Consider the following 25,629-nt stretch of genomic DNA (forward strand, 5'->3'; position numbering starts at 1 on the left):
TGGTATAAAATAAATTTCTGTCAACAATCAGCCAAATGAATCAACTATTTAAAAAATTCTTAATAATCTGGTTTCCATCAGGTGTTAAAATACTTTCAGGATGAAACTGAACTCCGTGAACGTCATAACTTCTATGCTGCAAAGCCATGATCATTCCATCGTGATCTGTTGCTGTAATTTCCAATTCGACAGGAAAGTTTTCCGGGTTTACGGCCCAGCTGTGGTATCTTCCAACTTCAATTTCTTTGGGTAAATCTTTGAATAATTGTACGTTTTCTCTTGTGGTTGTTGAAGAGGTTGCCACTCCGTGAAATATTTCTGTCAGATTAATTAAGCTTCCTCCAAAAGCTTCTGCAATTGCCTGTTGACCAAGACAAACTCCCAAAATACTTTTAGTTGGAGCATATTTTTTTATTACCTCTAATAAAATTCCGGCTTCTTCAGGAATTCCGGGGCCTGGAGAAAGGATGATTTTGTCATATTTTTCGATTTCTTCTAATGAAATTTCGTCGTTGCGATAAACATCTACTTTTTGATTCGTCAATCGCTCAATCATTTGAACGAGGTTGTAGGTGAAGCTATCGTAATTATCGAACACCAATATTTTGGTTGTTGGTTGTTGGTTTTTGGTTGATGGTATATTTGTCATTTTATTTTTTTCTGTAATAATTAATAATCTGTTCAATAACTTTTGCAAAGTATTATTTGGTTTAAAATAATAGCTAATTTGTCATTATTGATAAATTCTAAATCGGGTGATAGGCAAATTTGTGTTTCCAATTCATAGAGAAAGCGTCTTGCAATAAATAAAAAGTGTATCGTAAACAAGTTTTGTAAGTTTTTTTTCTGCTATCCATACTTCTAAGTCTTTGTATTCCATATTTATGTTTTTAAAAAATCTATCAACTAAAAACGATCAACCAACAACCAGTCTTTCTGCCTTTTCCACCGCTTTTTTCAGTGCATTAAGCTTATTATTTACTTCTTGCAACTCGTTTTCAGGAATAGATTTTGCAACCAATCCTGCTCCTGCCTGATAAAATAAAGTATTGTTTTTACTTAAGAATGTTCGGATCATAATTGCCTGATTACAGTCGCCATTTAAACCAATCATCCCGATGCAGCCACCATAATATCCACGGGAATCTTTTTCGTATTCGTTAATTAATTGAAGAGCTTTATACTTTGGTGCTCCGCTTAATGTTCCTTGTGGAAAAGTAGCAGAAACTATATCAAAAGGATTGGTGTTTTCTTCCAATTCGGCAGTTACTTCGCTGACCATGTGAATAACGTGGGAGAAAAGCTGAATTTCTTTCAGCTTGGTTACCGTGACATTTTTTCCTATTTTTCCTAAATCATTCCGGGCCAAATCTACCAACATCGTATGTTCTGCATTTTCTTTCGGGTCTTTTTTTAAAGCTTCAGCAGATTGTAAGTCGATATCAAAATCTCCGCTTCTTCTGAAAGTTCCTGCAATCGGGTGAATGGTAGCTGTATTGTTTTTAATAATTAATTGACTTTCAGGACTTGAACCAAATAATTTGTAATTTCCGTAATCAAAAAAGAAGAGATAAGGTGATGGATTGATATTTCTTAAGGCACGATACACATTGAATTCGTCTCCTTTAAATTTCTGTTCAAATCTTCTGCTGAGAACCAATTGAAAAACATCACCTCTTTTGCAGTGTTTTTGTGCTTTGTTTACCAATTCCAAATATTCTTCATCCGTAAGATTGGATGTTTCTGAACCTTCTTTTTCGAATGGATAAACGAGTGTGTTTTTATTCTTAATTAAATCTTCCAGCAATCTCAATTCAGATTTTATGCCTTCAATCTGATTTTCTATCAAATGCATTTCATCGTTAAAATGATTAATTGCAATAACATATTGATACAATCTGTAACGCAGAATCGGAATTTCCACCTCTTTGCTCTGAGGTTTAAACTGAATATTTTCAAAAAGCGGGACGGCTTCAAAACTTGTATACCCGAAAAGACTTTGTGCAATCTCTTCTATTGCATCATGTGTTTTTTCGCAAACAAAAACTTTTGAAAAGTCATTCAATAAATTGGTCACTTGTATGTTTTCTAAAGATTTTTTCTCAGGATTTTTATTTGGGAATTTCACTTCAAATTCATGAAGATTCTTAATCTCAATTCCTGCAATGGCATTGATGGCAATAAAAGAGAAGTTATTGTCAAGATTCTTCGTGTCTGAGCTTTCTAGAAGAATAGTATCACGAAATTTATCCCTGATCTGCAGGTAAATATTCATCGGAGTCTGCAGATCGCCCAATGATTTTCTTGATGTGGTTTTAATATGGATTTTGTTATGAAACATTTTGATAATTTTTTTTAAATAATCGACAAAAAAAAGACTTCAACGCAATCGTCAAAGTCTCTGTATGTTTTTCTATAAGATTCTGGCTGTAATTAACAACAAGACAATAGCATCAGACTCGACGAAGAGTTTGAGTGCCACCACCAAAATTTGTTAACTGAATTATTCATGTGACAAATGTAAAACTTTTTTTCAGATCAGAAACAAAAAACCGAAAAAATAATTACGATTTAAAAAAGAATAAGAACGCTCTTATTTGAAACTTTATTTTTATATTTTTGTGACCAAATAAAAAATGAAATCTTTAGGCGATTTCAAGAAACAATTAATCTAAAAATCTATATATGAAAAAAGTATTAGCAATCGCATTTATCGGAAGTCTGTTTGCAGTAAGCTGTTCAAAAAAAACTGACAAATCTTTACAGGATAGCAACATTATGCTGGAAGAACCTGCAGCTCCAACTGTAGTAAGTGATTCTACAGCTAAAACCGATACAGCTCCGGCTACTGCAGTTCCTGCTCCATCACCATCTACAGATTCTACGGCTACTAAATAATGAAAAAACTATTTTTGACCGGATTTGTAAGCCTGCTTATTATTTCTTGTTCTAAAAAAGAAAATTCAGATATACAGTCTTCGTCAGATATTTCCACTCCTGTTGTGACTAATGTTTCAGGGCAAAGCCTTATAGAAGCGTCTGACTGTATGTCATGTCATAGCGCCGATGAGAGAATGATTGGTCCTTCGTACAAAGAAATTGCAGGAAAATATTCTGAAAAGGATATCGAAATGCTTGCTTCAAAAATTATCGACGGAGGAAGCGGAGTTTGGGAAGACGTTGCCATGCAGCCTCATCCGCAGATTTCAAAAGATGATGCGAAAAAAATGGTGGAATATATTTTAAGTCTCAAAAAATAATTGATGACCACCGAAAAATCAGTGCTGCACACAAGAAATCTTCACCGAAATCCTTATGATTTTGAACAATTGATTTCCTGTGTGCCGGAACTGAAACACTATGTTTTTAATAACACTTACGGAAATTTAACCATCAATTTCAGCATCCCAAAAGCGGTAAAATTACTTAACAAAGCTTTGCTGGAGCATTTTTATCAAGTTAGAAACTGGGATATTCCGGATGAAAATCTTTGTCCGCCAATTCCCGGACGTGCAGATTATATTCATTACATTGCAGATTTACTGGCAGAAAATTTTAAAGATATTCCGGAAGGTTTATCGGTAAAAGGTTTGGATATCGGAACAGGAGCCAATTTGGTATATCCATTAATTGCTCATCAGTCTTACGGTTGGAAAATGTTGGGAACAGATATCAATCAAAAATCTCTGGAGAATGCTCAAAATATTTTAGATAAAAATTCGGATTTTTCCTCAAATATTCAGCTAAAATTTCAGCCTGATTCCAATTTTATCTTCAAAAATATTCTTGGTTCTGACGACAGATTCACCTTCTCGATGTGCAATCCGCCTTTCCACGATTCTGAAGAATCTGCCATGAAAGGAAATATCAGGAAAACAAAAAATCTTAAAAAGTCAAAAACTCAAAAACCTATTCTAAATTTTGGTGGGCAACAATCTGAACTTTGGTGCGAAGGCGGTGAGCTTACGTTTATTTCAAAAATGATTGAAGAAAGTGTTTTATATTCATCTCAGATTCTGTGGTTTACATGTTTAGTTTCAAAAAAAGAAAATCTATTTAAACTGATTTCACTTTTAAAGAAATCAAAAGCAATTGAAATAAGAACCATTGAAATGACTCAAGGTCAAAAAGTAAGCAGGATTTTGATTTGGACTTTTGTTTCTCAAAAAGATCGAAAAAATGGGTTCTTGTAAATTTAAATATTTAAGATGATTTAAAAATATAAAAGGCCTTACAAAAATTGTAAGACCTTTTTGCTATCAATTAATTATAATCAACTTTGATAAAGAGATTATCATTATTAGCACCGTATGTTGCCCTTACAGTTTGAGAGCCTGAACAGCCAACTAGTCCCATAAGATCGATGCGGTATGTTCCTGCAGGAAGATTTGCATAAGAACTTGATGAATTATAATATGGACTATTCAAGTTTGGACTAGACGAAGTAGCGTTTGTATGTGAAACTGATGAATATCCTAGGTTGTCTTGTATCGTTGTGACACCTGTAGCATCTGATATTTTAGCCCAAGTGACTGAAAGCCTAGGAGTTCCATCGGAAATTACTCCCCCTGTATTTGTGGTAATGGCTAAGGAAATAGAATAAGATATGGAGACCAATGCAGGACGGGTAAGTGTAAAAGTAGTGTTATAAAGTGAACCGGTAGTTGATCCTACCGCTAAAATGGTACCGGCTGCATTTAATTGTACTGGCGTTGCATTAGGAATAACATTTGTGCTTGAGATTAATAATTCTGAAGATTTTCCTCTGTAAATATCACCGGTAGCGGTATCCATTACTAAAGGCACAGTACTGGTAGAAGGGCTTCCTACAGCAACTGGCTGCAGGTTGGTTACTCGTATAGGCGCCGGAGAAGCAGCTATAGCGGCATTTACATCTAATCTTCTTGCCGGAGCAGGCTGGTTAATACCTATATTTCCTGCGGGGGTAGCGAGGGAACCATTCATTCCTGTACCAAAAATAATGTTTCCAATATTCATTTGATTGCTTGCTGTAGCAGTCTGAAGCGATATATTATTTCCTAAAGCAATATTATTACTTCCGGTAGTAAGGGTAGTAGCTGAACCGTTTCCTAGAATTGTATTATTTCCTCCGGAGGATATAGCTGCTCCAGAATTTGTTCCTATAACTACATTGTTATTACCGGTAGTGCTACTCAAAGCACCATCTCCAATAGCTATATTTCTTTGTACCGTAGCAGATAAAGCACTGGCTAATGAGTTACTACCAATGGCAATATTATTGGATCCGCCACTAATGCCTTTTCCTGCATTAAAGCCTATACCGACATTTTGTACACCAGTAACCATATTGCTTAAAGAGTTGTTTCCCAATGCTACATTTCCGGAACCTGATGCTGTTGTAGGTAATGATCCAACACCAAACGCAGTATTATTGGTGCTTAGCCAGCCAGCTTCGATATTATTTCTTTTAAAAACAAGATCCTGATCGTCCAGAGTCCCGAGGAAATTAGTTCCCGCTGTTGTTCCTGAATTGCCCGTAAGATTCCAATCTTCACCTAATTGAAACGGTACCCATTTGTTTAAAGAATAATTATAGCTGTAATATCCTACAGATTTTACGTCTATGGTTTGCCCATCTGGAGCAGTATCTGCTGCTGTTACATAGATAATTGCACCATTTTGCTGGTCAGTGTAAGTTTTAGCTCTTAACTGATTTCCAGTTAATCTTGGAACTAATAATCCGTCTAATACGGCTGCTTCATCAGGCTTACCTGTAATATCAACAGTTGCTTGAGGAATTGATGTATTGATCCCTACCTGTGCGTTAATGTGTATGCCTAAACCGATCAAGGAAGACAAAATAATAATTCTTTTTTTCATAGTATTTTTCATTTGTATTGTAACAAAGATAGATTAATAATTTTATAAAATTTGATTTTTACATTAAATATTTAATTTTAATGTTAAATATTAAATGTAAAATTACTTTTTTTGAATAATTTGGTTGATTTTATTCATAATGTAGGCAAATGAAATATTCTGATTGTCTGTAAAAAAGTCACAATACATGCAAAAAAAGTTTTTGTAACTATACATTGTGGCTGAATGAAGAATTTTTTTACAGCTAAAATATTTTGTTTGACTCGAACCTACAAAAACAGTTATCTTTGCACGTTATTGAAATATAGAAAAATGCAATTATCAGAACAGGAAATCATTAGAAGAGAAAAGCTGAATAAGCTTGTTGAAATGGGAATCAATGCATTCCCAGCGGAAGAATATGTTATTACAGATACTACAGAATCTATAAAACAGGACTTTTCTGAAAGTAAACAGGTGAAGATAGCGGGAAGATTGATGTCCCGCAGAATTCAGGGGAAAGCTTCTTTTTGCTGAATTGCAGGATTCTACGGGCAAAATTCAGGTGTACTTTAACAGAGACGAAATCTGTACAGGAGATGATAAAACATTATACAATGATGTCTACAAACACCTTTTAGATATCGGTGATATTATCGGGATTGAAGGCAGTCTTTTCACAACTCAAGTTGGCGAAATGACCGTTTTAGTGAAAAACTTTACCTTGCTTACCAAAGCATTACGACCGCTTCCTCAGGCAAAAACTGATGAAAACGGAATCGTGCATGACGCTTTCAACGATCCTGAAATGCGATATAGACAACGTTATGTTGATTTAACAGTAAATCCGCAGGTGAAAGAAATTTTCGTAAAAAGAACAAAACTGTTCAATGCCATGAGAACTTTCTTTAATGACGCAGGTTATTTTGAAGTTGAAACTCCAATTTTACAATCGATCCCCGGTGGAGCTGCTGCAAGACCGTTTATTACCCATCACAACGCTTTGGATATTCCATTATATCTAAGAATTGCAAACGAATTGTATCTGAAAAGATTGATCGTAGGTGGTTTTGACGGTGTTTACGAATTCTCGAAAAACTTCAGAAATGAAGGGATGGACAGAACTCACAACCCGGAATTTACCGCAATGGAAATTTATGTAGCCTACAAAGACTACAACTGGATGATGGATTTTACAGAAAAATTACTGGAATTCTGTGCAACTTCTGTGAACGGAAATTCAGAATCAACTTTTGGCGAACATACCATTAGCTGGAAAGCTCCATATCCAAGAGTTTCGATGACTGATGCCATTATCAAATATACAGGTTTCGACATTACAGGAAAATCTGAGCAGGAATTGTTCGATTTTGCAAAATCTGTCGGAATTGACGTGAACGCAACGATGGGTAAAGGAAAGTTAATCGACGAAATTTTTGGTGAAAAGTGTGAAGGAAACTTCATTCAGCCTACTTTTATTACCGATTATCCGATCGAAATGTCTCCTTTGACTAAGAAACACAGAAGCAAAGAAGGTTTAACGGAGCGTTTTGAATTAATGGTTTGCGGAAAAGAAATTGCAAATGCTTATTCAGAATTAAATGACCCGATCGACCAGAGAGAGCGTTTCGAAGAGCAATTAAAATTAGCTGAAAAAGGCGATGATGAAGCAACAGGATTTATTGATGAAGACTTCTTAAGAGCCTTAGAATATGGAATGCCGCCAACTTCTGGGTTAGGAATCGGTATGGACAGACTGATTATGTTTTTAACGAATAATCCGTCTATTCAGGAAGTTTTATTCTTCCCTCAAATGAGACCGGAAAAAACTGCTGCTCAAATCGAATTGGGAGAAGACGAGAAATTGATTTTAGAAATTTTAAAATCCGGTGAACAGATGCCATTAAATGATGTGAAAAATTTAAGCAAATTTTCAGGTAAAAAATGGGATAAAGCTTCTAAGATTTTGACGAAACATAATTTGGTTAAGGTGGATAAAGTTGAAGATGTTGTTTTGATGAAGTTGGTTTAAACTTAACTGAAAGTAAATAATAAAATCCTGAAAAAGCTTCAGGATTTTTCTTTGATATAAACTATAATTAAGTATTTCTCGTTGTTAAGAAAAAGCTGATGAAAACCTTCATACTCTTTTTTATGTTTCTCATTGCCGTAACATTTGATGCACAAATGCTTACTTCCGTTTATTTTAAAACCAACAGTTACGATCTCAATCAGGAATCTAAATTAAGACTTGATAGCTTGTCTCAATTACAATCAAAGTTCACCTTCAGAATTTTTGGAAATTGTGATCCTACAGGAAATGTAGAACTCAATAAAAAATTATCAGAAAACCGTGCAAAATCAGTCAGTGAATATTTAAAAAAGAAAATCGGAAGCAATATCAAATTAGGAAGTTCAGTAGGATTGGGAATAGAAAAACAAATCAATGATAACAGTACGGAAGAACTGCGGAAAAAAAACAGAAGGGTAGATGTGTTTATTGAAAAAGCATTTGCTCCCGGAGAGAAAATCTCAAGGAAAATGTATCCTAGTTTTCTAAGTGCAAAGATCGCAATGATGAAAGTGAAAGATACTTTTTCACTTCCTGATGTCAGTTTTGTTGGTGGACGTCATATTTGGCTTCCGATAGGTAACGCCAATTTGTCGAAACTTTCTAAAATTTTAAAAGAAAATCCTAATCTGGAGGTTGAACTGCAGGGCCATATTTGTTGCGATTACGATAATTTTGATGGTGAAGATACCGATTTAAAAACTTTCAATCTTTCATGGACGAGAGCCAATGCCATAAAAGAATTCTTAATAAAGCAGGGAATTCATCTCAATCGAATTACAGTAAAAGGACTCGGTCATCTCAATCCCGTTGTTTATCCCGAAATTACAGAAGCCGACCGAATAAAAAATAGGAGAGTTGAATTAGTTTTAATTAAAAAATAACATTTAAGATCTATTTTTAGCTTTTGTGAATGAAAACATCAGATAAAATAAAAACGGCAAAATAAATACAGAACCCAGCATCAGCGCCCAACCTAAAGCTGTAATTGTCTTGGGAGCTGCAACATGTTCCAGAAGAGAAAGATGCTCGCCGTTTCCTAATAAGATGATATTTGGATTGTGCTGATACGTTGCCGCAACCAAAATCATGATGATTTGAAATCCAGCTAAAGCTCTTACCGGTAGGAATTTTCTATCATGCATTGCTTTTAAAATTAAACCTAAAGCAAACGTTGCAAAAGTAATTGCCATAACTCCCAATGGTTTTGAAAACACCCATTTTACCAATGGAATGCCCGAAAGGTATGCAGCTAAGAAAACTAATAATCCTGTAATAACAACAAAAATCATTGTTTGGTGAGATTTTTCAATCATCAAATTGAGCTCCAATCGGTCACTTATTTCTCTTAAAGAAAATATGGATGCTAAATAAGCGCAAAGTGCTACCACAAACAATCCTACAGCAACGCCGAACCAATTGAGCCAACTGAAGATGTATAAGTCTGAAAATGTCGTAGCATCAGGATTGATAGATTGTGAAACCGTTGCAGCTGCTATTAATCCCAAGAAAAAAGGGGTAAGAAGACTCGCATAATAGAAGATTTGGGTGTATAAAAACTGCCACTCATCTTTTACAGCATCATAATTTCTGAACGTAAATGCTGTTCCTCTTGCGATAATTCCTAAAAGCATCAATACCAATGGGATATGAAGATAAGTAGACATTGTGGTATATATTTCAGGAAATGCCACAAAGAGAATTACAATGGCAATAATCAGCCACATATGATTGGCTTCCCAAACGGGTGCAATCGAATCGTACATGATTTTTTCGGTATATTTTCTTGCTTTCTTTTTAGAAATTAATTCTACGATTCCTGCTCCGAAATCGGCACCGCCTAAAATTACATAAAGACATACGGAAAGCCATAGAAATCCAATAACAACGTAAATCATAACTTCTTGTTTTTAGGGTTAAACTGTGCATCGGTAGGATCGTAGAGTTTAGGAACCATTTGAATTTGTCTTCTCAGGAGGAATATAATAATTAATGATAATGAAATGAAAATTGCTGTAAAAAAATAAAATGAGTATTGAATTCCTGGCATTGGAGTAACGGCATCGACAGTCTTCATAATTCCGTAAATAATCCAGGGCTGTCGCCCAACTTCTGTAACGGTTCAGCCCGCTTCCAAAGCAATATACCCAAAAGGCGTAGCAAAAAGGAAAGTTTTTAAAAGCCAGTTTCTGCTCAGCCAGTCTTTTTTAAAAAAGAAAGCGTAAAGGTACAGACTTCCAATGCAAATCATTACCACTCCAAAGAAAATCATCAACTGAAAGGCATAATGTACAACTGCTACAGGGGGCCACAAATCTTTCGAAAAATCATTCAGGCCTTTTACTTCAGCATTAAAATCATTTGTTGCCAAAAAACTTAAAAGTTTCGGAATTTTTAAAGCATATTTAATTTCCCCTTTTTTTTCATCCGGAATTCCGCCAATGACGAAATCAGCACCTTTTTCAGTTTCAAAATGAGCTTCCATTGCGGCTAATTTTATCGGCTGTCTTTCAGCAACAGATTTTGCTGCGACATCACCACTTAGAGGAGCGCCAAAAGCACCAATCATTGCAAAGGCTGCCGCAATTCTAAACGCCTTGGTATGAAATTCTACATTCTTTTTTTTCATAATTAAAAATGCATGAACGCCCGCAACGGCAAATCCCGTTGCACAAAAAGCGGCAACCGTCATGTGTAAAGCCTGCGGAAACCAAGCTTCATTAAACATCGCTTTGATGGGATCAATATTCACGTATTCTCCATTAATATAATCAAAACCTGTGGGTGAATTCATCCACGCATTGGCTGCAACGACCAATATTCCGGAAGCTAAGCCGCTTAAACCCACTAAAAATCCGCAAAACCAGTGAAACCATTTGTTGAATTTGTCCCAACCATACAGGAAAAATCCAATAGCAATGGCTTCAATAAAAAATGCTGTACCTTCAAGAGAAAACGGCATTCCGAATATGGGTCCTGCGTGCTTCATAAATCCCGGCCAAAGTAGTCCTAATTCAAATGAAAGCATCGTTCCCGAAACAGCTCCTGTTGCGAATAGAATGGCTACGCCTTTGCTCCATGCTTTGGTAAGACCTTTGTAAATTTCATTTCCTGTTTTGAGATATTTCCAATGAGCAAAAGCCATCAGAAAAGGCATCACCATTCCGACACAGGCAAAAATGATATGAAAACCCAAAGAAAGCGCCATTTGTGCACGTGCAGCCAAAAAATCGTCCATAGTTTTAATTTTTCCAGCTTAAAGTTACGGATAAAATGATGGTAACATTATATGATTTAAAACATTACAATTAATTCAAATCTGCATTGTAACTTTATTGTTTTTTGTTGAACGAATCATTCAAATTTTAGGATAAATTCGGATATTTTAAGAGGTAAATTACTTTCATAAGTCGAAAAAAATCACGATATTTGTAAGAATTTTTATATAAATAAGGTGTTTAAAAAATCCTATATTGAATTGTTAAACAGGAAGGTTGCTTCAGCCCTTTTTCTTTTTTTTGCTGCATTTTCTTATGCTCAGTTTATGAATGGGCTAAATCGTATTTATATGCAGGAGAAGAAATAATTAATCTTCCTTCTGATTATAGTTTTTTTATTAATGAACAAAAAAAAAATTCCAAAGAAATTTTTTTTAAAAATCTTCAGCATTCAGATGGCAATGGAGGAAGTTTCAATTCTTTAGATTTAGTTTTCTTTGAAAATAAAATATATGATTTTCTTGGTACCGGATTTGTGATTGTGCCACAAATGAATAGTAAAATGATGGGAAAGTCTATTTCTACGGTATCAGTAAGGGCTAATAGTACTTGGAAGGCACCTAAAGGAACTGTAGATTTTCAGACTTATAATCCACGTAATAATACGACTAACTTCTTTTATATGAAGTTTTTTGGTAATATCACTGATGAGCAGCTTTTAGCTCATTTTTTCAATATGAAAGTAGCTAATTTTAACAGTAAAATTGATAATTCTGTACAGTTTATCAGAGATGTTAATAAGGCTAATAATATTCATATTGATGAAAATTTTGATAGTGAATCTCCAGGATTGATGAGAAGATTATGCAAGGAAATTAATAGCAAAATGCCAAATTCCGATTGTAATTTTGCACCTTATAAAGCATATTTAGCAACTTCTGATGAAGATAAAACCAGAAAGAATCTAAATGATTTTTTTAGTGGCATTTGGAATAATAGTGTGGAAAATGTGACTAATGAATACATTCTTCCGAGAGGAAGTATTGATATTCCTCAAAAAGATTTGAAACTGGAACTCCCAAATCAATTCTTTTATGAAAAAAATAAAAATGATAAATCAGATATCTCTTTTTATATCAATAAGATTGAACATAATTTGACTTATGATTTTAAATTGAAAACGTATGTTTTTATATTTAAAATCACTCCATTTATAGACAGTATGTCTTCAGACTTTAAATTTATAAGCAACTATCAGAACACTCTTACAGGTAAACAAGAAGTAGGAGAGATAGGAGTGAAAAAAAATGAGATTAAAGATATTGAACTTTTTCTTTATCCAGACAGAATGGAAGTGCAAATACATTTTAAAAAAGAGAATACATTCAATTATAATTATAAATTAAAAAATATATTTAAATTTAGAAAGAGCAATCAATAATATGAGTCAAAAACAATATACAGCTAGTAGTATCCAGGCATTAGAAGGCATGGAACACGTTCGATTAAGACCATCAATGTACATTGGAGATGTAGGAGTAAGAGGTCTTCATCATTTGGTTTATGAAGTAGTAGATAACTCTATTGATGAAGCTTTAGCAGGATACTGTGATACTATTTTAGTAACAATACATAAGGGAGAAAGTATCTCTGTAAAAGATAATGGTAGAGGAATTCCTGTTGATCTTCACGAAAAAGAACAAAAATCGGCTTTAGAGGTTGTAATGACAAAAATCGGAGCCGGAGGAAAATTTGATAAAGATTCTTATAAAGTATCGGGAGGTCTTCATGGAGTGGGTGTTTCTTGTGTGAATGCACTTTCAACTTTACTGGTCGCAACGGTAAGTCGTGACGGTAAATTATACCAGCAAAAATATTCTGAAGGAAAAGCATTGGCAGATGTTGCCGAGATAGGAACTACTGATGAAAGAGGAACTGAAGTTTTCTTTCAGCCGGACGGAACTATTTTTCAGGAATTAGTTTACAACTATGATACGCTTGCAGCAAGAATGCGTGAACTTTCTTTTTTGAACAAAGGAATTACGATCACACTTGTAGATGAAAGAGAACCTAATGATGACGGATCTTTTGCTTTTGAAGTGTTCCATTCTGAAGGTGGATTAAAAGAATTTGTAGAATATATCGACGGAAACAGAGAATCTATCATGGAAAACGTAATTTTCATGGAAGGTGAAAGGGATGACATTCCTGTGGAAGTTGCGATGCGATACAATACTTCGTTTAACGAAAATCTTCACTCTTACGTTAATAATATCAATACCCATGAAGGGGGAACTCACTTAGCAGGTTTCAGACGTGCTTTGACGAGAACCCTGAAAAAATATGCTGACGATTTAGGAATTCCTGCTAAAGAAAAAGTAGAGATTACAGGAGATGATTTCCGCGAAGGTTTAACTGCGGTGATTTCTGTAAAAGTGATGGAGCCTCAGTTTGAAGGTCAGACTAAAACGAAATTAGGAAACTCTGAAGTTTCAGGTGCGGTTGATAAGATCGTTGGTGAAATGTTGACCAACTTCTTAGAAGAAAATCCAAACGAAGCTAAAATTATCGTTCAGAAAGTTGTTTTAGCTGCAAAAGCTAGACAGGCTGCGAAAAAAGCTCGTGAAATGGTTCAGAGAAAATCTCCAATGGGAGGTTCCGGTTTACCAGGAAAACTTTCTGACTGTTCATCAAAAGATCCTGCAGAATCTGAATTGTTCTTAGTAGAGGGAGATTCGGCAGGTGGAACTGCAAAGCAGGGTAGAGACAGACATTTTCAGGCAATTCTTCCGTTAAGAGGTAAGATTCTGAATGTTGAGAAATCAATGCTTCACAAAGTGTACGATAACGAAGAAATTAAAAATATTTATACCGCTTTAGGTGTTTCCGTAGGAACTGAAGAAGACAGCAAAGCCTTGAATATGGCTAAGCTAAGATACCATAAAGTAGTGATTATGACCGATGCGGATATCGACGGTTCTCACATTTCTACTTTGATTCTTACTTTCTTCTTTAGATTTATGAAAGAATTGATTGAGAACGGATACATTTACATCGCTCAACCACCGTTATATTTACTAAAGAAAGGAAATAAAAAAGTATATGCTTATAACGAAAAAGAGCGTGAAGAATTTACTTTAGAAATGGCTCCAGATGGGAAAGGTGTTGAAGTTCAGCGTTATAAGGGTCTTGGGGAAATGAATCCTGAACAGCTTTGGGAAACAACACTCAACCCTGATCACAGAATTCTGAAACAGGTAACCATTGATAATGCTGTTGAAGCAGATTCTGTTTTCTCAATGTTGATGGGAGATGAGGTTCCGCCAAGAAGAGAATTTATCGAAAAGAATGCAAAATATGCGAAGATCGACGTTTAATCGGTTTTTTATAAAAAACATTTTAAAGACTTCATAAAAATGAAGTCTTTTTTTTATCTATAAAATAATATTTCTCATATTATAGATAATATTTTAACATTTTATTAAGATTTTTTATATTTTTGTAAAAAATTAATATTCATGGTGAAAATCCTTTGTTTAGGTGCTTTCTCTTAGGCATCTGTTTATTTTGCACAAAGTTATCCTGTCTCAGAAATTGGCGCAAATTTGAAGAAAAATGCCAGTGCTGTTATCAGAAATGAAAGTACTATTGTAGAAATAAATAAAATTGATGAAATCGTCTACAAAAATTTATCTGTAATTACGATTTTAAACAAAGATGCAATCAGTTTTTCTATTCCTAAGATTTTTTATGAGAAAGGAGATGTTGTTTCAAATGTGAAAGTAACAGTCTTTGATGAAAAAGGTGCTAAGCTGAAAAGTTATTCCAAAAGTGACTTTACAGATATGGCAGCGAATTCTCAAGGTACATTTTACTCAGACAGCAGAGTGATGGTTCTGCCTTTTACACCGACATCTTTTCCTTATACTGTAGAGTTTAGCTATGACCAGAAAGATCAGAACACTGTTTTTCTTCCTGATTTTGCGCCTTTTAATTCGTACAACATTTCTTTAGAAAAAAGCAGTTTTAAGATTATCAATAAATCAGGAATTAATTTACGTACTAAAACTTACGAATCGCCTTACAAATATACGGTAGCAACGGTTAATGATAGCGGAAACGAGAAAACGTATTCCTACCAGAATGTTCCCGCAATTGATCAAGTAGAATTAGTTCCTAATCCGCAGAAGATTTTGCCCAAAGTAAGTTTCTCTTTGGATCAGTTCAATTTAGTGGGTAAAAAAGGTAACATAACTTCATGGAAAGATTTCGGACTTTGGTATTATCAAAATCTTTTAACACCTGTTTCTGTTTCCACACCGCAGATCAAATCTGAAATTGCTGCACTCAATCTTTCAGGAAGTACGGAAGATAAAGTGAAAAAAATCTTTCAGTACATGCAGAGTAAAACCCGGTACATTTTTGTAGCATTAGGAATTGGCGGTTGGCAACCCATGATGCCGGATGAAGTTCAAAAAAAAGGCTATGGAGATTGCAAAGGTTTGAGTAATTATATGAAAACTCTTTTGGATGAAGCTGGGATTCCTTCTTACTATGCCATTATCAACTCAAATACTTCACCGATAAGTTTTGATGTCGACTTTCCTAAAATGGCTGGTAATCATGTGATTTTGGTAATTCCTACCGAGAAAGGAAATATTTGGTTAGAGAATACTTCTCAGGATATTGCTTTCAATCATTTAAGTTACAGTACCACAGACAGAAATGTTTTGGCTGTAAAATCTACAGGGATTGATATTATGGAAACTCCATCATACACGTCACAGCAAAGTAAAGAAAGACAGGTTCTGAATATTCAGATCAATCCGGATAAAACGATCTCTGGAAAAGGGAAATTTACGTACACTGGTAATCAATATGATTTTAATTTATCTTATGTTTCACTTTCACAGAAAGATAAAAACGAAGCAATGAAATCTAAATTTTCAAGTCTGAATTTTGAAAATGTTGAAGTAAATAACTTTGTTAATAATAAAGATTTGGCTTCAATAGATTTCGATTTAAATTTTAAAGCTTCCAATTATTCTAAAATGATGGGTGACAGTTATATCTTCAGAGCTGTACCTATTTATACCACAGGTTTTTTTCATGAGGATGAAAACCGTCTGTTGCCTTTTGAAAACAGGTTTTCTTACGAAGACGATTATGAGATTATATATCAAATTCCGGCAAATTATGTAGTAGAAGAAATGCCCCAAAACGGACTTCTGACATCCGATTTCGGTACATATATTATCTCATTTGAAAAAAAAGAAAGATAAAATTATTGTCAAAAGAAATATAAGTATAAAAAAAGGAATTTACTCAAAAGAAAAATATAATGAATATGTCAGTTTCAGAAAAAAAATAATGGGTGCTGACAATTCAAAAATACTAATATCCAAAAAATCGTAAGATGAAGAAGTGTCTTTTACTATTTTGTGCAGTCATGATAAACACAGTGATTTTTGCACAAAAACATGAATTCTTAAAAATGCCTAAGTTCAGCATTGAAGATTTGAATAAAACAAAATCTGCAATTGATGAAAAAGCCCCTGCAGAAATTCTTTATAGATCCGTACACTATCGGGTAGATCCTTATAACGGACTACTTATAAAAAAATACGCCTATCGGGTAAAAATTTACGACAAAGATAAATCTGAAGAATGGCTGAATCTTGATATTCCCTTACGAGAAAATAATTCTAATAGCCGCGAAACATTAAATTCTGTGAAAGCTTATGTTTACAATCTTGAAGACGGTAAAATTGCAGAAACTAAAGTCGATAAAAGTTCTAAATTCAAATCGAAGGAAAATAAGTATGTTACCATTACGAAGTTTGCTTTTCCTAATATAAAAAACGGATCGGTGATTGAATATCAGTATGAAGTGGCATCACCTTTTATGTATGAGCTTCCCATGATCTATATTGAAGTAGACACACCTTCGATGTACACAGAATATATACTCGATTCTCCCACAAATATGTCGTACCATATTGATTTCACTGGTAGTTTAAAGCCTAAGAATCAGAAAGTCGGTGAAGAGTTTTTATATGGAGCAGATTCTAAAACATACAGGTTCGCATATGAAAATGTAAAGGCATTTAAAACTGAAAAATTTGTTAAGAATAATGATAACTACAGAACCAAGATAAGAGCAGAGCTGCATTCTACATTCTTCAATAATGGTTTGAAGACATATACTTCGACTTGGGAAGACATCAGAAAAAAGCTTTGGGAAGATGAAGAATTTGGCTTGCAGTACAAGAAAGATAAACTTGTAAAAGATTTGCTTCCAAAAAATATTTCTGAGGAAAAAGACGAACTGAAAAAAGCAAATTCAATTTTTGATTTCGTAAAAAATACTTTCACATGGAACCACACGACAGGTTTTTATACAGAAAGCGGTCTCAAAGAACTGGCGAAAACCAAAACAGGAAATACAGGTGATCTTAATCTGATGCTGATCAATATGATGAGAAGTCAGGGCATAAAATCTTATCCTATTTTAATTTCTACTGTAGGAAACGGTCATGTAAATCTTACTTTTCCAAACGTAGGTAACTTTAATTACGTAATTGCAGCTGTAGAAATTGATAAGAATATTTACCTTTTTGATGCCACTTCAAAACAGTCGAAAGAAGGAATACTTCCCGGCAGAGTATGGAATAACAACGGAGTTTTGTTAAGAGATGATAAAGCTGAAGTGATCTCTTTAAATAATATTAAACCAAGCTATTCTTTTCATACTACAAAAGCAAAAATTGATGCTGATGGTACAGTTACAGGAGAATATCAAGATCAGGATGAAGGTTTGTTAGCCTTAAATGCTCAAGAAAGCTATGACGAAAATCCTGAAAAATACTCAAAACAGTACAAAGAAAATTTTTCAGTAGATTTTTCTAATATCAGTTCAAGGGTTTTGGATAATGGCGAATTCAGATCAACAATGAAGTTTACATCCAACAATATGATTGATAATTTAGGTAAGAGAAAAATCATTAATCCGCTGTTGTTTTTACATCAGACTAGCAATGATTTTGATCAGCAGGAGGAAAGAAAATACATGATCGATTTTATTTCGCCAATTTATAAGACGAAAGTTGTGGAAATAGAAATTCCCGAAGGTTATGATATTGCAGAATTACCTAAAAGCAAAAAAATTGTTACAGAAGACAAAGAAATCAGCTATTCTTATGTTGTGGAAAGAAAAGGAAATAAAATTTTGACGGTTTCGGAATTTAAAATTGAAAGCTCAGATTACCCGAAAGAATATTATCCTGCTTTTAAACAAATCTGGAAAGTAATTTCAGACAGTGAAAATCAGGTGATGAGTTTAATTAAAAAATAATGCTTCACATTTTTTTCAAAATATTTAAAAACCATTCATCTTTTTGAATGGTTTTTGCATTGTAAACAGAAATAAAATTTATGAAAAAAAATATCGCAGCTGCATTACTTTCAATCCTTTTTGTCTTTACATCGTGTAAGAAAACAGATTCGAAAAATTTTGAAGCAGAAACAAAAGAAAAATCTTCTCAGAAGTTTGTAATTGATTCTGTAAAAATTAATGATTCTGTAAAAGTGAATGATAAACTTTCAGTAAAATACGACGCCAAAATGCTTGTTTTTCCAAATATTGAAGACAAATCGCTTTTAGACAGTATCTATTATGACAAAAAAGGAATTGCAGACTTTTCAAAAAACGGATTGCAGACTTTTTTAAATAATGACAAAAATGATTATTTTGAGTCGGTGAAAAGTAAAAGTACTGAATGGATTAATGATATCCAATATCCGCAGACTTGGAATACAACTGCTTCTATGAAACTGAAATCTAATGCTAATGATTTTCTTCAGATTGAATATTTATTTTCATCATACGAAGGTGGAGCACATGAAAACTATGGTTTTGTTGAACGGGTTTTTGATTTAAAAACCAATAAAAAAGTTCAGCTGAAAGACATTACGACAATGCCGAAAGCCAGATTAGAAGCACTTTTGATGAAGAATATTAACAATATCCCAAGTGGAACGACTAAATCTGAAGGTGCGGTAAAAAATTCAGATATGCTTTTGTTGGAGTCAATTCCGGCAAATGATAATTTTTATTTTGACGAAAAAAACCTGTATTTCCATTACAGTCCTTACGAAATTGCGGCTTTTGCTGCCGGAGATATAATAATCCCTGTCTCGTGGGAGGAGTTAAAAGATACTTTGGCTCCCCAATTTAAAGAAAGAATGAAAATTAACTAATATTAATGCTTCCAAATCAGGAAGCATTTTTTACTTTTGTCACAATGGAAAAAGTAGCCTTTATCATCAATCCTTTTTCAGCGAAAAAGAATTATCAGCCATTTCTCAATGAGCTGAAAAATAAAGTTGAAAATCCGTTATACTATATTTCAGAATCGATTCTCGGAACTCAGGAATTTATTCAGCTACATTTTCTCCATATCGATGTTTTTGTAGCGATAGGAGGCGACGGAACGATTTCTACCGTTGCACAAAATCTTATCAACACAGATAAAATCTTGGCTATTTTTCCTGCCGGATCGGGAAATGGTTTTTCTAATGAAACACAGTTCAGTAAAAATTTAGATGAATTATTAGAAAAATTAAAGCAAAAGAAATCCAGAAAAATTGATACATTCACCGTTAATGATAGACTTTCTATCAATGTATCCGGAACAGGATTCGATGGAAAAGTGGTAAAAGAATTTGAAAAGACCAATCGTGGTTTTAAAAATTACATAAAGGTTTCACTCAAAACATTTTTTAGCTACAAGCCGATTAAGTTGAAATTTTTTGATGAAAAGTATCAGCAATATAATGGTAAATATTTGATGATCAATATTGCAAACACACGCCAGTTTGGTAACCATGCTTACATTGCACCGATGGCGAGTAAAAGTGATGGTTTAGTTGATATGGTCTTGGTGAAAAAATTTCCGCTTATTTATTCTCCGTTATTCGCTTTTAGAATGTTTACGAAAAAGCTTAAAGAAGATGAATACATTACCTATCTTCCTGTGTCTGAAATTGAATTTAAGGTCAATACAAAAAATTGGCATCTTGACGGGGAATTCAATAAAATAAAATCTCCGATTCACATCAAAGTACAGCCTTCCAGCCTTACAATTCTAATTTAATTTTTTGATTATTTTTAATGAATAATTTGTTTCCTCTTAGCAAATTGGATAAAATACTTATCAACCTACATCCTGCATGCTTTAAATAAATGTGATAGATTTGTTTGATATTTTTCAAATGTAGTTTTTAGTAAGGAATCATAATATTAAAACAAAAAAGCCTTCAATGAAGAAGGCTTAAAAACACAAATGATGAAAAAAAATTACCATTATTAAATGATAATGTAGTACAAATTTAATAAAAAAAAATTAATTCCTATTCCAATGTAGATTTTTTTCAAATATTATTTAATTTTTATATCTAGATTTTGTCATAAATATCCTGAATAAAAACATGGAATGATTATCTCAATCTTTCCGTATTTTTAAAATTAAACCTCAAGTTTTTCTTCAATTTTATTAGGATTATCCAGACAATATTGCAGCTGTTTTTTGTCTAATTGCTTTTCCCAATTGGCTACAACTACGGTTGCTACTGAATTTCCGACAACATTGGTAAGAGCACGACATTCACTCATAAATTTATCAATACCTAAAATTAAAGTCATTCCCGCTATTGGAATTTCGGGGACTACCGCCAAGGTTGCTGCTAAAGTGACAAAGCCTGCTCCTGTAACTCCGGCTGCGCCTTTAGAACTTAGCATAGCTACTAAAAGCAGCATCAATTGTTTTTCTAAAGAAAGATCAATATTTAAAGCTTGTGCGATGAAAAGTGAAGCAAGCGTCATATAAATATTAGTTCCGTCCAGATTGAAAGAATACCCGGTAGGTACTACCAAACCTACTATTGCTTTTGAACATCCTGCTTTTTCAAGTTTATCCATAATTCCCGGAAGGGCAGATTCTGATGAACTTGTTCCCAATACCAGAAGAAGTTCTTCCTTCAGATAATACATCAGTTTAAAAATACTAAAACCATTATACCAAGCAACAGAACCTAAAACTAAAACAACAAATAAAATAGAAGTGATGTAAAAAGTACCAACCAGAAAAATTAAATTTAAAACAGATGCCAAACCATATTTTCCTATTGTGAAAGCCATTGCTCCAAACGCTCCGATTGGTGCCAGTTTCATGAGCATATGAACAATTTTGAAAACAGGAGTTGCCAGATCCTGTAGAAAATCGGTAATTCTTTGGCTTTTTTCTTTCGTTAAGACCAATGCAACTCCCATCAGAATGGCTACTAAAAGTACCTGAAGGATGTTATCACCAACCAGCGGACTAAACAGTGTCTCAGGAATGATATTCATGATAAAACCTGTCAACGTTGTATCATGTGCTTTTTGTTGATATTGAGAAACGTCACCCGAGAGACTCGCCGGATCAATATTTAAACCCGAACCTGGCTGTAAGAGATTTCCGACAATTAATCCGATGATTAGAGCTAAAGTAGAGAAAGTGAAAAAATAAATCATTGCTTTTACGGCAATTTTTCCAACTTTTTTAAGGTCTGTCATGTGAGCTATTCCCAAAGTCAGTGTAATGAAAATAACCGGAGCAATGATCATTTTTACGAGTTTGATAAAACCATCTCCCAAAGGTTTCATTTTTTCACCCAGTTCTGGATAAAATTTCCCTAAAAGAATCCCTGCAATGATGGCGATAATTACCTGAAAGTAAAGCTGCTGGTATATTTTTTTTGTTTTCAAAAGATTTATGTATTGATGTTGAAAAGTAATAAAATAAGTTTTATATTCTGAATTTTCTCAGGTAAAATTTTAATTTCTTTATTAAATTTTTAAAGAGTTAATAATACCATCATTCCACAGCCACAGAATCGTCACCACGTCCATCCGCAACTGCATGAATATTTCCTTGATCATCAATCAAGATTATTTCTGTTCTGCCAATCTGTCCCCATCTTTCAGCTTTATAACCAATTTTTTCCAAATCTTTAATTGTAGTTTCGGGAAAGTTTTTCTCGAAAGCAACCATTTCAGGTAACCATTGATGATGAAATTTCGGAGAATTAACAGAGAGATTTGCATTCAGTTTAAAATCTACTACATTTACAATCGACTGATAGACAGAAGTTGGAATCGTTGTTCCGCCGGGAGTTCCCACAACCATGTAGGGTTTCTCATTTTTTAAAACAATCGTAGGAGTCATTGATGAAAGCATCCTTTTATTCGGTTGGATAGAATTTGCCTCACCGCCAACGGCTCCAAACATATTGGGAACGCCCGGCTTTACCGAGAAATCATCCATTTCGTTATTCAGGAAAAATCCAGCACCTGAAACAACGACTTTACTGCCATACAAACCATTTAAAGTAGTAGTTACCGCAGCTGCGTTACCGTCTTTATCTATAATCGAAATATGTGTAGTTTCTGTAGATTCTTTTGGTTGTCTGATGATTTTCCCGACTTCAGAACTTGGTGTCGCTTTATTAAAACTGAAACTTTTCCAGCGCTTTTTAAGATATTCATCAGAAATCAAATAAGAAGTTTTATCTTGGATGAAGTCAGGATCACCCATATATTCTGCACGATCGGCATAAGCTCTTCTCTCAGCTTCAACCATAATCTGAACGGCTTCCGTAGAATTTTGCTGATATTTTTCCAAATTTTCAAAACCGGACATTTTCAGCATCTGTGCTAACAGAATTCCACCGCTTGATGGCAAAGGCATTGATACGACCTGATTTCCTTTATAATTAAATTCTAAAGGCTTCCTTTCGGCAACTTTGTAGTTTTTTAAATCTTCCAAAGTAATGATTCCGTTTCCTTTTTTCATTTCAGCAACTAAAAGTTCAGCAGTTTTCCCTTCATAAAAACCTTTTAAGCCCAATTTTTGAATCAGTTTTAAAGTTTCTGACAAGTCTTTCTGAATAAGTAAGTCACCTGATTTCCAAAGCCTAACATTTACGAAAACCAGAGAAGACTGATTATGTGTCTGGAAGTTTTGTTTATTTGAATTTAATAAATTGGCTTCCTGTTCAGTAATGGCAAAGCCTTTTTCAGCCAGATCAATTGCCGGCTGAATCAATTTCTCCATAGGAAGCTTTCCATATTTTAAAGTTGCAAAAAAACCGGCAACACTTCCCGGAATTCCTACCGCTAATCTGCCGTTTTGAGATAAATCGGTATTGGCGTTTCCTTTCTTATCAAGATACATATCTCTTGTAGCTTTTTTCGGAGCTGTTTCACGATAATCCAGGCTGAATTTTTCCCCATTGTTTTTTACTCCAACCAAAAACCCGCCGCCGCCAATGTTCCCGGCTTGAGGGTAAACAACCGCAAGAGCATATTGTGTGGCAATAATCGCATCAAAGGCATTTCCTCCCATTTTCAGGATTTTTGCTCCGGCTTCGCTTGCTAAAGGGTGTGCCGAAACAACAACCCCTTTGTTTTTTACCTTTACTTCTTTTACGATGTTGAAGTCAGTAAATTGTGCTGAAACTGATTGTGAGACGATGAATAAGACGAATAAAACTTTTTTCATGATAAATATTATACCCGAATTTACAATTTTGTTTTCTTATAGTATTCAAAATCTTTATTTTTGCTTCTATTCATCTAATAATAAATAAAAAAATGGAGTCCTTCACGGAAAAAATATTGATTACAGGAGCTTTAGGTCAAATCGGAACCGAGCTTACGAACAGACTTGTAGAAATTCACGGAGCCGAAAATGTAGTTGCTTCAGGGCTTGACAGATACCAAAACGGAATGACCTCTGCCGGTTATTACGAAAGAATGGATGTTACCAATACACAATTGGTGAGACAGGTTATCAAAGATTACGAAATCACAACAGTTTATCACTTAGCATCACTTCTTTCAGGAACATCAGAAAAGCAGCCTGTTTTTGCATGGAAACTGAATCTTGAGCCTCTTCTTCATTTTTGTGAAATGGCGAAAGAAGGTTTGCTTCAGAAGATTTTCTGGCCAAGCTCTATCGCTGTTTTCGGCAAAGGAATTCCTAAAAATGATGTTGCTCAAGATGTTGTTTTAAATCCTACAACAGTGTATGGAATTTCAAAAATGGCAGGAGAAAAATGGTGTGAATATTATTTTGACAAATATGGAGTTGATGTAAGAAGCATAAGATATCCCGGATTGATCTCGTGGAAAACTCCTGCAGGTGGAGGAACAACTGATTATGCTGTAGAGATTTTTTACGAAGCAGTGGAAGAGGGGAAATATACAAGTTTCATCTCGGAAGATACAGCAATGCCGATGTTGTATATGGAAGATGCCATTAATGCAACTTTGAAATTAATGGAAGCTCCAAAAGAAAAGGTAACCGTTCGTTCTTCTTATAATTTAGGCGGAATGTCTTTTACTCCAAAAGAACTTGCAGCTGAAATTAAGAAAGTAATTCCTGAATTTGAAATTGATTATAAGCCAGATTTCAGACAGGCAATTGCAGATTCATGGCCTTCTTCTATTGACGATTCTATAGCCAAAAAAGATTGGGGACTTACTTACGATTTCGGAATTTCTGAAATGTCTCAAGATATGATTAAGAATCTTAAAGTTAAATTAGGTAAGTAATATCTACATAGATTTTACTTTAATTAAAACGTATTTTAACTATTGATTAATAATATTTTATAATTTTTATATAAAATTTAGTTTAAATGATTTTACTGACCTTTAATTTAATAAACATTGAATCTGAAACCAAAAACGGTATTCAGATTTCAGATGATGAAAGGTTGGTGATCACAGAAGCTAATACAAAATCTGTTTTAAGAATTTTGGACCTTCATGAAATAAAGGCAAGTTTCTTTATAGAAATTTCTATTGTAGAAAGAATTAAAAATTTGATAAAAGCAATTTCTGTTCGAGGGCATGAAATTGCTTTTTACAATAAAAACTCTTCAGCTTTACAAATTGAAGAAGCCAAAAAGAGTGCAGAAGATTTTCTGGAAAAACAGATTAAAGGCATTCGCCAGAAAGAGTTTAAAGCTGCCGAATCTGATTTGAAATTAATGGGATTCAATTATATTTCAAATATTGATAACGCTGATATTTTGTTTCCTTTTAAACGTCTTAAAAGAAATTCTGAAATCACTGAAGATAACGGAATCAGTATTGTTCCGGAAAGTATCTCACCATACAGCCAGCTTCCTTATAATGATTTTGTATTTCAGGTATTGCCTATGAAGTATTACCAGAATATGGTTTTTGAAACTTTAAAGAATGATGATTTCGTGTTGGTTTATCTAGAATCGTGGCAATTTACCGATGTGAAAAAACATCAGTTTAAAGTTCCGTTTTACAGAAGCTACAACTGCGGTAAAAAAATGGAAGACAAATTAGAAGATTTTCTAACCTGGATTAATGAAAAGGAGTTGGCGACTTCGAGAATGAAAGATTATATTTTTTAATCC

General features: G+C 34.0%; 18 protein-coding genes and 2 pseudogenes. 13 read left to right on the forward strand and 7 right to left on the reverse strand.

The features are described from left to right. Window positions 1-40: 40 nt before the first annotated feature. Together ACZZZA_RS11230 and ACZZZA_RS11235 are read right to left on the reverse strand one after the other, a co-directional pair. Window positions 41-649, reverse strand: coding sequence for an anthranilate synthase component II (locus ACZZZA_RS11230; protein ID WP_463431782.1), 609 nt, complete (start codon window positions 647-649; stop codon window positions 41-43). A gap of 267 nt (window positions 650-916) precedes the next feature. After that, complete coding sequence (locus ACZZZA_RS11235; protein WP_463431783.1) at window positions 917-2,341, reverse strand: anthranilate synthase component I family protein; 1,425 nt, start codon at window positions 2,339-2,341, stop codon at window positions 917-919. 344 nt (window positions 2,342-2,685) lie between these two features. Between ACZZZA_RS11235 and ACZZZA_RS11240 the strand changes: the two genes are divergently transcribed. Genes ACZZZA_RS11240 through rlmF form a run of 3 tightly spaced genes read left to right on the forward strand, consistent with a single transcriptional unit; the run spans window position 2,686 to window position 4,193 of the window. After that, window positions 2,686-2,898, forward strand: a complete 213-nt coding sequence (locus tag ACZZZA_RS11240) for a hypothetical protein (RefSeq protein ID WP_463431785.1) — start codon at window positions 2,686-2,688, stop codon at window positions 2,896-2,898. Further along, a complete protein-coding gene (locus ACZZZA_RS11245; protein ID WP_463431786.1) occupies window positions 2,898-3,260 on the forward strand; it encodes a c-type cytochrome in 363 nt (120 codons plus the stop codon). Before ACZZZA_RS11240 ends, ACZZZA_RS11245 begins: the two co-directional genes overlap by 1 nt. Window positions 3,261-3,263: 3 nt before the next feature. Next, window positions 3,264-4,193 carry a 23S rRNA (adenine(1618)-N(6))-methyltransferase RlmF gene (rlmF, locus tag ACZZZA_RS11250; RefSeq protein ID WP_463431788.1) on the forward strand — a complete coding sequence of 310 codons (930 nt, stop codon included), beginning with the start codon at window positions 3,264-3,266 and terminating at the stop codon, window positions 4,191-4,193. A gap of 70 nt (window positions 4,194-4,263) precedes the next feature. Here rlmF and ACZZZA_RS11255 read toward each other — a convergent pair whose 3' ends face one another. After that, window positions 4,264-5,862 carry a hypothetical protein gene (locus ACZZZA_RS11255; RefSeq protein ID WP_463431790.1) on the reverse strand — a complete coding sequence of 533 codons (1,599 nt, stop codon included), beginning with the start codon at window positions 5,860-5,862 and terminating at the stop codon, window positions 4,264-4,266. 312 nt (window positions 5,863-6,174) lie between these two features. Between ACZZZA_RS11255 and lysS the strand changes: the two are divergent. Together lysS and ACZZZA_RS11265 are read left to right on the forward strand one after the other, a co-directional pair. Then, window positions 6,175-7,873 (forward strand): annotated as a pseudogene (lysS, locus tag ACZZZA_RS11260) (lysine--tRNA ligase). A 98-nt stretch (window positions 7,874-7,971) separates the two neighbouring features. Further along, entirely contained in the window at window positions 7,972-8,796 is an 825-nt protein-coding gene (locus tag ACZZZA_RS11265) for an OmpA family protein (protein WP_463431792.1), read from the forward strand. A gap of 3 nt (window positions 8,797-8,799) precedes the next feature. On the opposite strand, the gene ACZZZA_RS11270 is transcribed toward ACZZZA_RS11265, so the two are convergent. Beyond that, window positions 8,800-9,810, reverse strand: a complete 1,011-nt coding sequence (locus tag ACZZZA_RS11270; RefSeq protein ID WP_463431794.1) for a cytochrome d ubiquinol oxidase subunit II — start codon at window positions 9,808-9,810, stop codon at window positions 8,800-8,802. Continuing rightward, window positions 9,807-11,150 (reverse strand): annotated as a pseudogene (locus tag ACZZZA_RS11275) (cytochrome ubiquinol oxidase subunit I). Before ACZZZA_RS11275 ends, ACZZZA_RS11270 begins: the two are co-directional and overlap by 4 nt. A gap of 545 nt (window positions 11,151-11,695) precedes the next feature. Here ACZZZA_RS11275 and ACZZZA_RS11280 point away from each other — a divergent pair. The 6 genes from ACZZZA_RS11280 (at window position 11,696) to ACZZZA_RS11305 (ending at window position 20,285) form a co-directional block, all read left to right on the forward strand. After that, complete coding sequence (locus ACZZZA_RS11280) at window positions 11,696-12,571, forward strand: hypothetical protein (RefSeq protein WP_463431796.1); 876 nt, start codon at window positions 11,696-11,698, stop codon at window positions 12,569-12,571. A gap of 1 nt (window position 12,572) precedes the next feature. Next, the gene (gene gyrB, locus ACZZZA_RS11285) at window positions 12,573-14,507 is read left to right on the forward strand and encodes a DNA topoisomerase (ATP-hydrolyzing) subunit B (RefSeq protein WP_463431798.1); all 1,935 of its coding nucleotides are present in this window, start codon (window positions 12,573-12,575) and stop codon (window positions 14,505-14,507) included. 228 nt (window positions 14,508-14,735) lie between these two features. Next, window positions 14,736-16,412: a DUF3857 domain-containing protein gene (locus tag ACZZZA_RS11290; protein ID WP_463431800.1), complete on the forward strand. Its 1,677-nt coding sequence runs from the start codon at window positions 14,736-14,738 to the stop codon at window positions 16,410-16,412. Window positions 16,413-16,546: 134 nt separating this feature from the next. Next, window positions 16,547-18,484, forward strand: a complete 1,938-nt coding sequence (locus ACZZZA_RS11295; RefSeq protein ID WP_463431802.1) for a DUF3857 domain-containing protein — start codon at window positions 16,547-16,549, stop codon at window positions 18,482-18,484. 80 nt (window positions 18,485-18,564) lie between these two features. Then, window positions 18,565-19,389 (forward strand): RsiV family protein, encoded by an 825-nt coding sequence (locus ACZZZA_RS11300; RefSeq protein WP_463431804.1) that lies wholly within the window; start codon window positions 18,565-18,567, stop codon window positions 19,387-19,389. 5 nt (window positions 19,390-19,394) lie between these two features. Continuing rightward, window positions 19,395-20,285: a diacylglycerol/lipid kinase family protein gene (locus tag ACZZZA_RS11305; protein WP_463431806.1), complete on the forward strand. Its 891-nt coding sequence runs from the start codon at window positions 19,395-19,397 to the stop codon at window positions 20,283-20,285. A 371-nt stretch (window positions 20,286-20,656) separates the two neighbouring features. On the opposite strand, the gene ACZZZA_RS11310 is transcribed toward ACZZZA_RS11305, so the two are convergent. Both ACZZZA_RS11310 and ggt read right to left on the reverse strand, forming a co-directional pair. Then, window positions 20,657-21,937 (reverse strand): dicarboxylate/amino acid:cation symporter, encoded by a 1,281-nt coding sequence (locus ACZZZA_RS11310; RefSeq protein WP_463431808.1) that lies wholly within the window; start codon window positions 21,935-21,937, stop codon window positions 20,657-20,659. Between the two features lie 109 nt (window positions 21,938-22,046). Beyond that, a complete protein-coding gene (gene ggt / locus ACZZZA_RS11315; RefSeq protein ID WP_463431810.1) occupies window positions 22,047-23,732 on the reverse strand; it encodes a gamma-glutamyltransferase in 1,686 nt (561 codons plus the stop codon). A 92-nt stretch (window positions 23,733-23,824) separates the two neighbouring features. On the opposite strand from ggt, the gene ACZZZA_RS11320 reads away from it, so the two are divergent. Continuing rightward, a complete protein-coding gene (locus tag ACZZZA_RS11320; RefSeq protein WP_463431812.1) occupies window positions 23,825-24,787 on the forward strand; it encodes an NAD-dependent epimerase/dehydratase family protein in 963 nt (320 codons plus the stop codon). An 86-nt stretch (window positions 24,788-24,873) separates the two neighbouring features. Continuing rightward, window positions 24,874-25,626, forward strand: a complete 753-nt coding sequence (locus ACZZZA_RS11325; RefSeq protein ID WP_463431814.1) for a polysaccharide deacetylase family protein — start codon at window positions 24,874-24,876, stop codon at window positions 25,624-25,626. Window positions 25,627-25,629 lie beyond the last annotated feature (3 nt).

The organism is Chryseobacterium sp. AC405b, from assembly GCF_979258685.1.

Coding starts and splice junctions, on each gene's coding strand:
- ACZZZA_RS11320 (WP_463431812.1), top strand. CDS start 23,825: ATGGAGTCCTTCACGGAAAAAATATTGATTACAGGAGCTTTAGGTCAA.
- ggt (WP_463431810.1), bottom strand. CDS start 23,732: ATGAAAAAAGTTTTATTCGTCTTATTCATCGTCTCACAATCAGTTTCA.
- gyrB (WP_463431798.1), top strand. CDS start 12,573: ATGAGTCAAAAACAATATACAGCTAGTAGTATCCAGGCATTAGAAGGC.
- ACZZZA_RS11280 (WP_463431796.1), top strand. CDS start 11,696: ATGGGAAAGTCTATTTCTACGGTATCAGTAAGGGCTAATAGTACTTGG.
- ACZZZA_RS11245 (WP_463431786.1), top strand. CDS start 2,898: ATGAAAAAACTATTTTTGACCGGATTTGTAAGCCTGCTTATTATTTCT.
- ACZZZA_RS11325 (WP_463431814.1), top strand. CDS start 24,874: ATGATTTTACTGACCTTTAATTTAATAAACATTGAATCTGAAACCAAA.
- ACZZZA_RS11295 (WP_463431802.1), top strand. CDS start 16,547: ATGAAGAAGTGTCTTTTACTATTTTGTGCAGTCATGATAAACACAGTG.
- ACZZZA_RS11265 (WP_463431792.1), top strand. CDS start 7,972: ATGAAAACCTTCATACTCTTTTTTATGTTTCTCATTGCCGTAACATTT.
- ACZZZA_RS11270 (WP_463431794.1), bottom strand. CDS start 9,810: ATGATTTACGTTGTTATTGGATTTCTATGGCTTTCCGTATGTCTTTAT.
- ACZZZA_RS11230 (WP_463431782.1), bottom strand. CDS start 649: ATGACAAATATACCATCAACCAAAAACCAACAACCAACAACCAAAATA.
- ACZZZA_RS11300 (WP_463431804.1), top strand. CDS start 18,565: ATGAAAAAAAATATCGCAGCTGCATTACTTTCAATCCTTTTTGTCTTT.
- ACZZZA_RS11255 (WP_463431790.1), bottom strand. CDS start 5,862: ATGAAAAAAAGAATTATTATTTTGTCTTCCTTGATCGGTTTAGGCATA.
- ACZZZA_RS11305 (WP_463431806.1), top strand. CDS start 19,395: ATGCTTCCAAATCAGGAAGCATTTTTTACTTTTGTCACAATGGAAAAA.
- ACZZZA_RS11235 (WP_463431783.1), bottom strand. CDS start 2,341: ATGTTTCATAACAAAATCCATATTAAAACCACATCAAGAAAATCATTG.
- rlmF (WP_463431788.1), top strand. CDS start 3,264: ATGACCACCGAAAAATCAGTGCTGCACACAAGAAATCTTCACCGAAAT.
- ACZZZA_RS11240 (WP_463431785.1), top strand. CDS start 2,686: ATGAAAAAAGTATTAGCAATCGCATTTATCGGAAGTCTGTTTGCAGTA.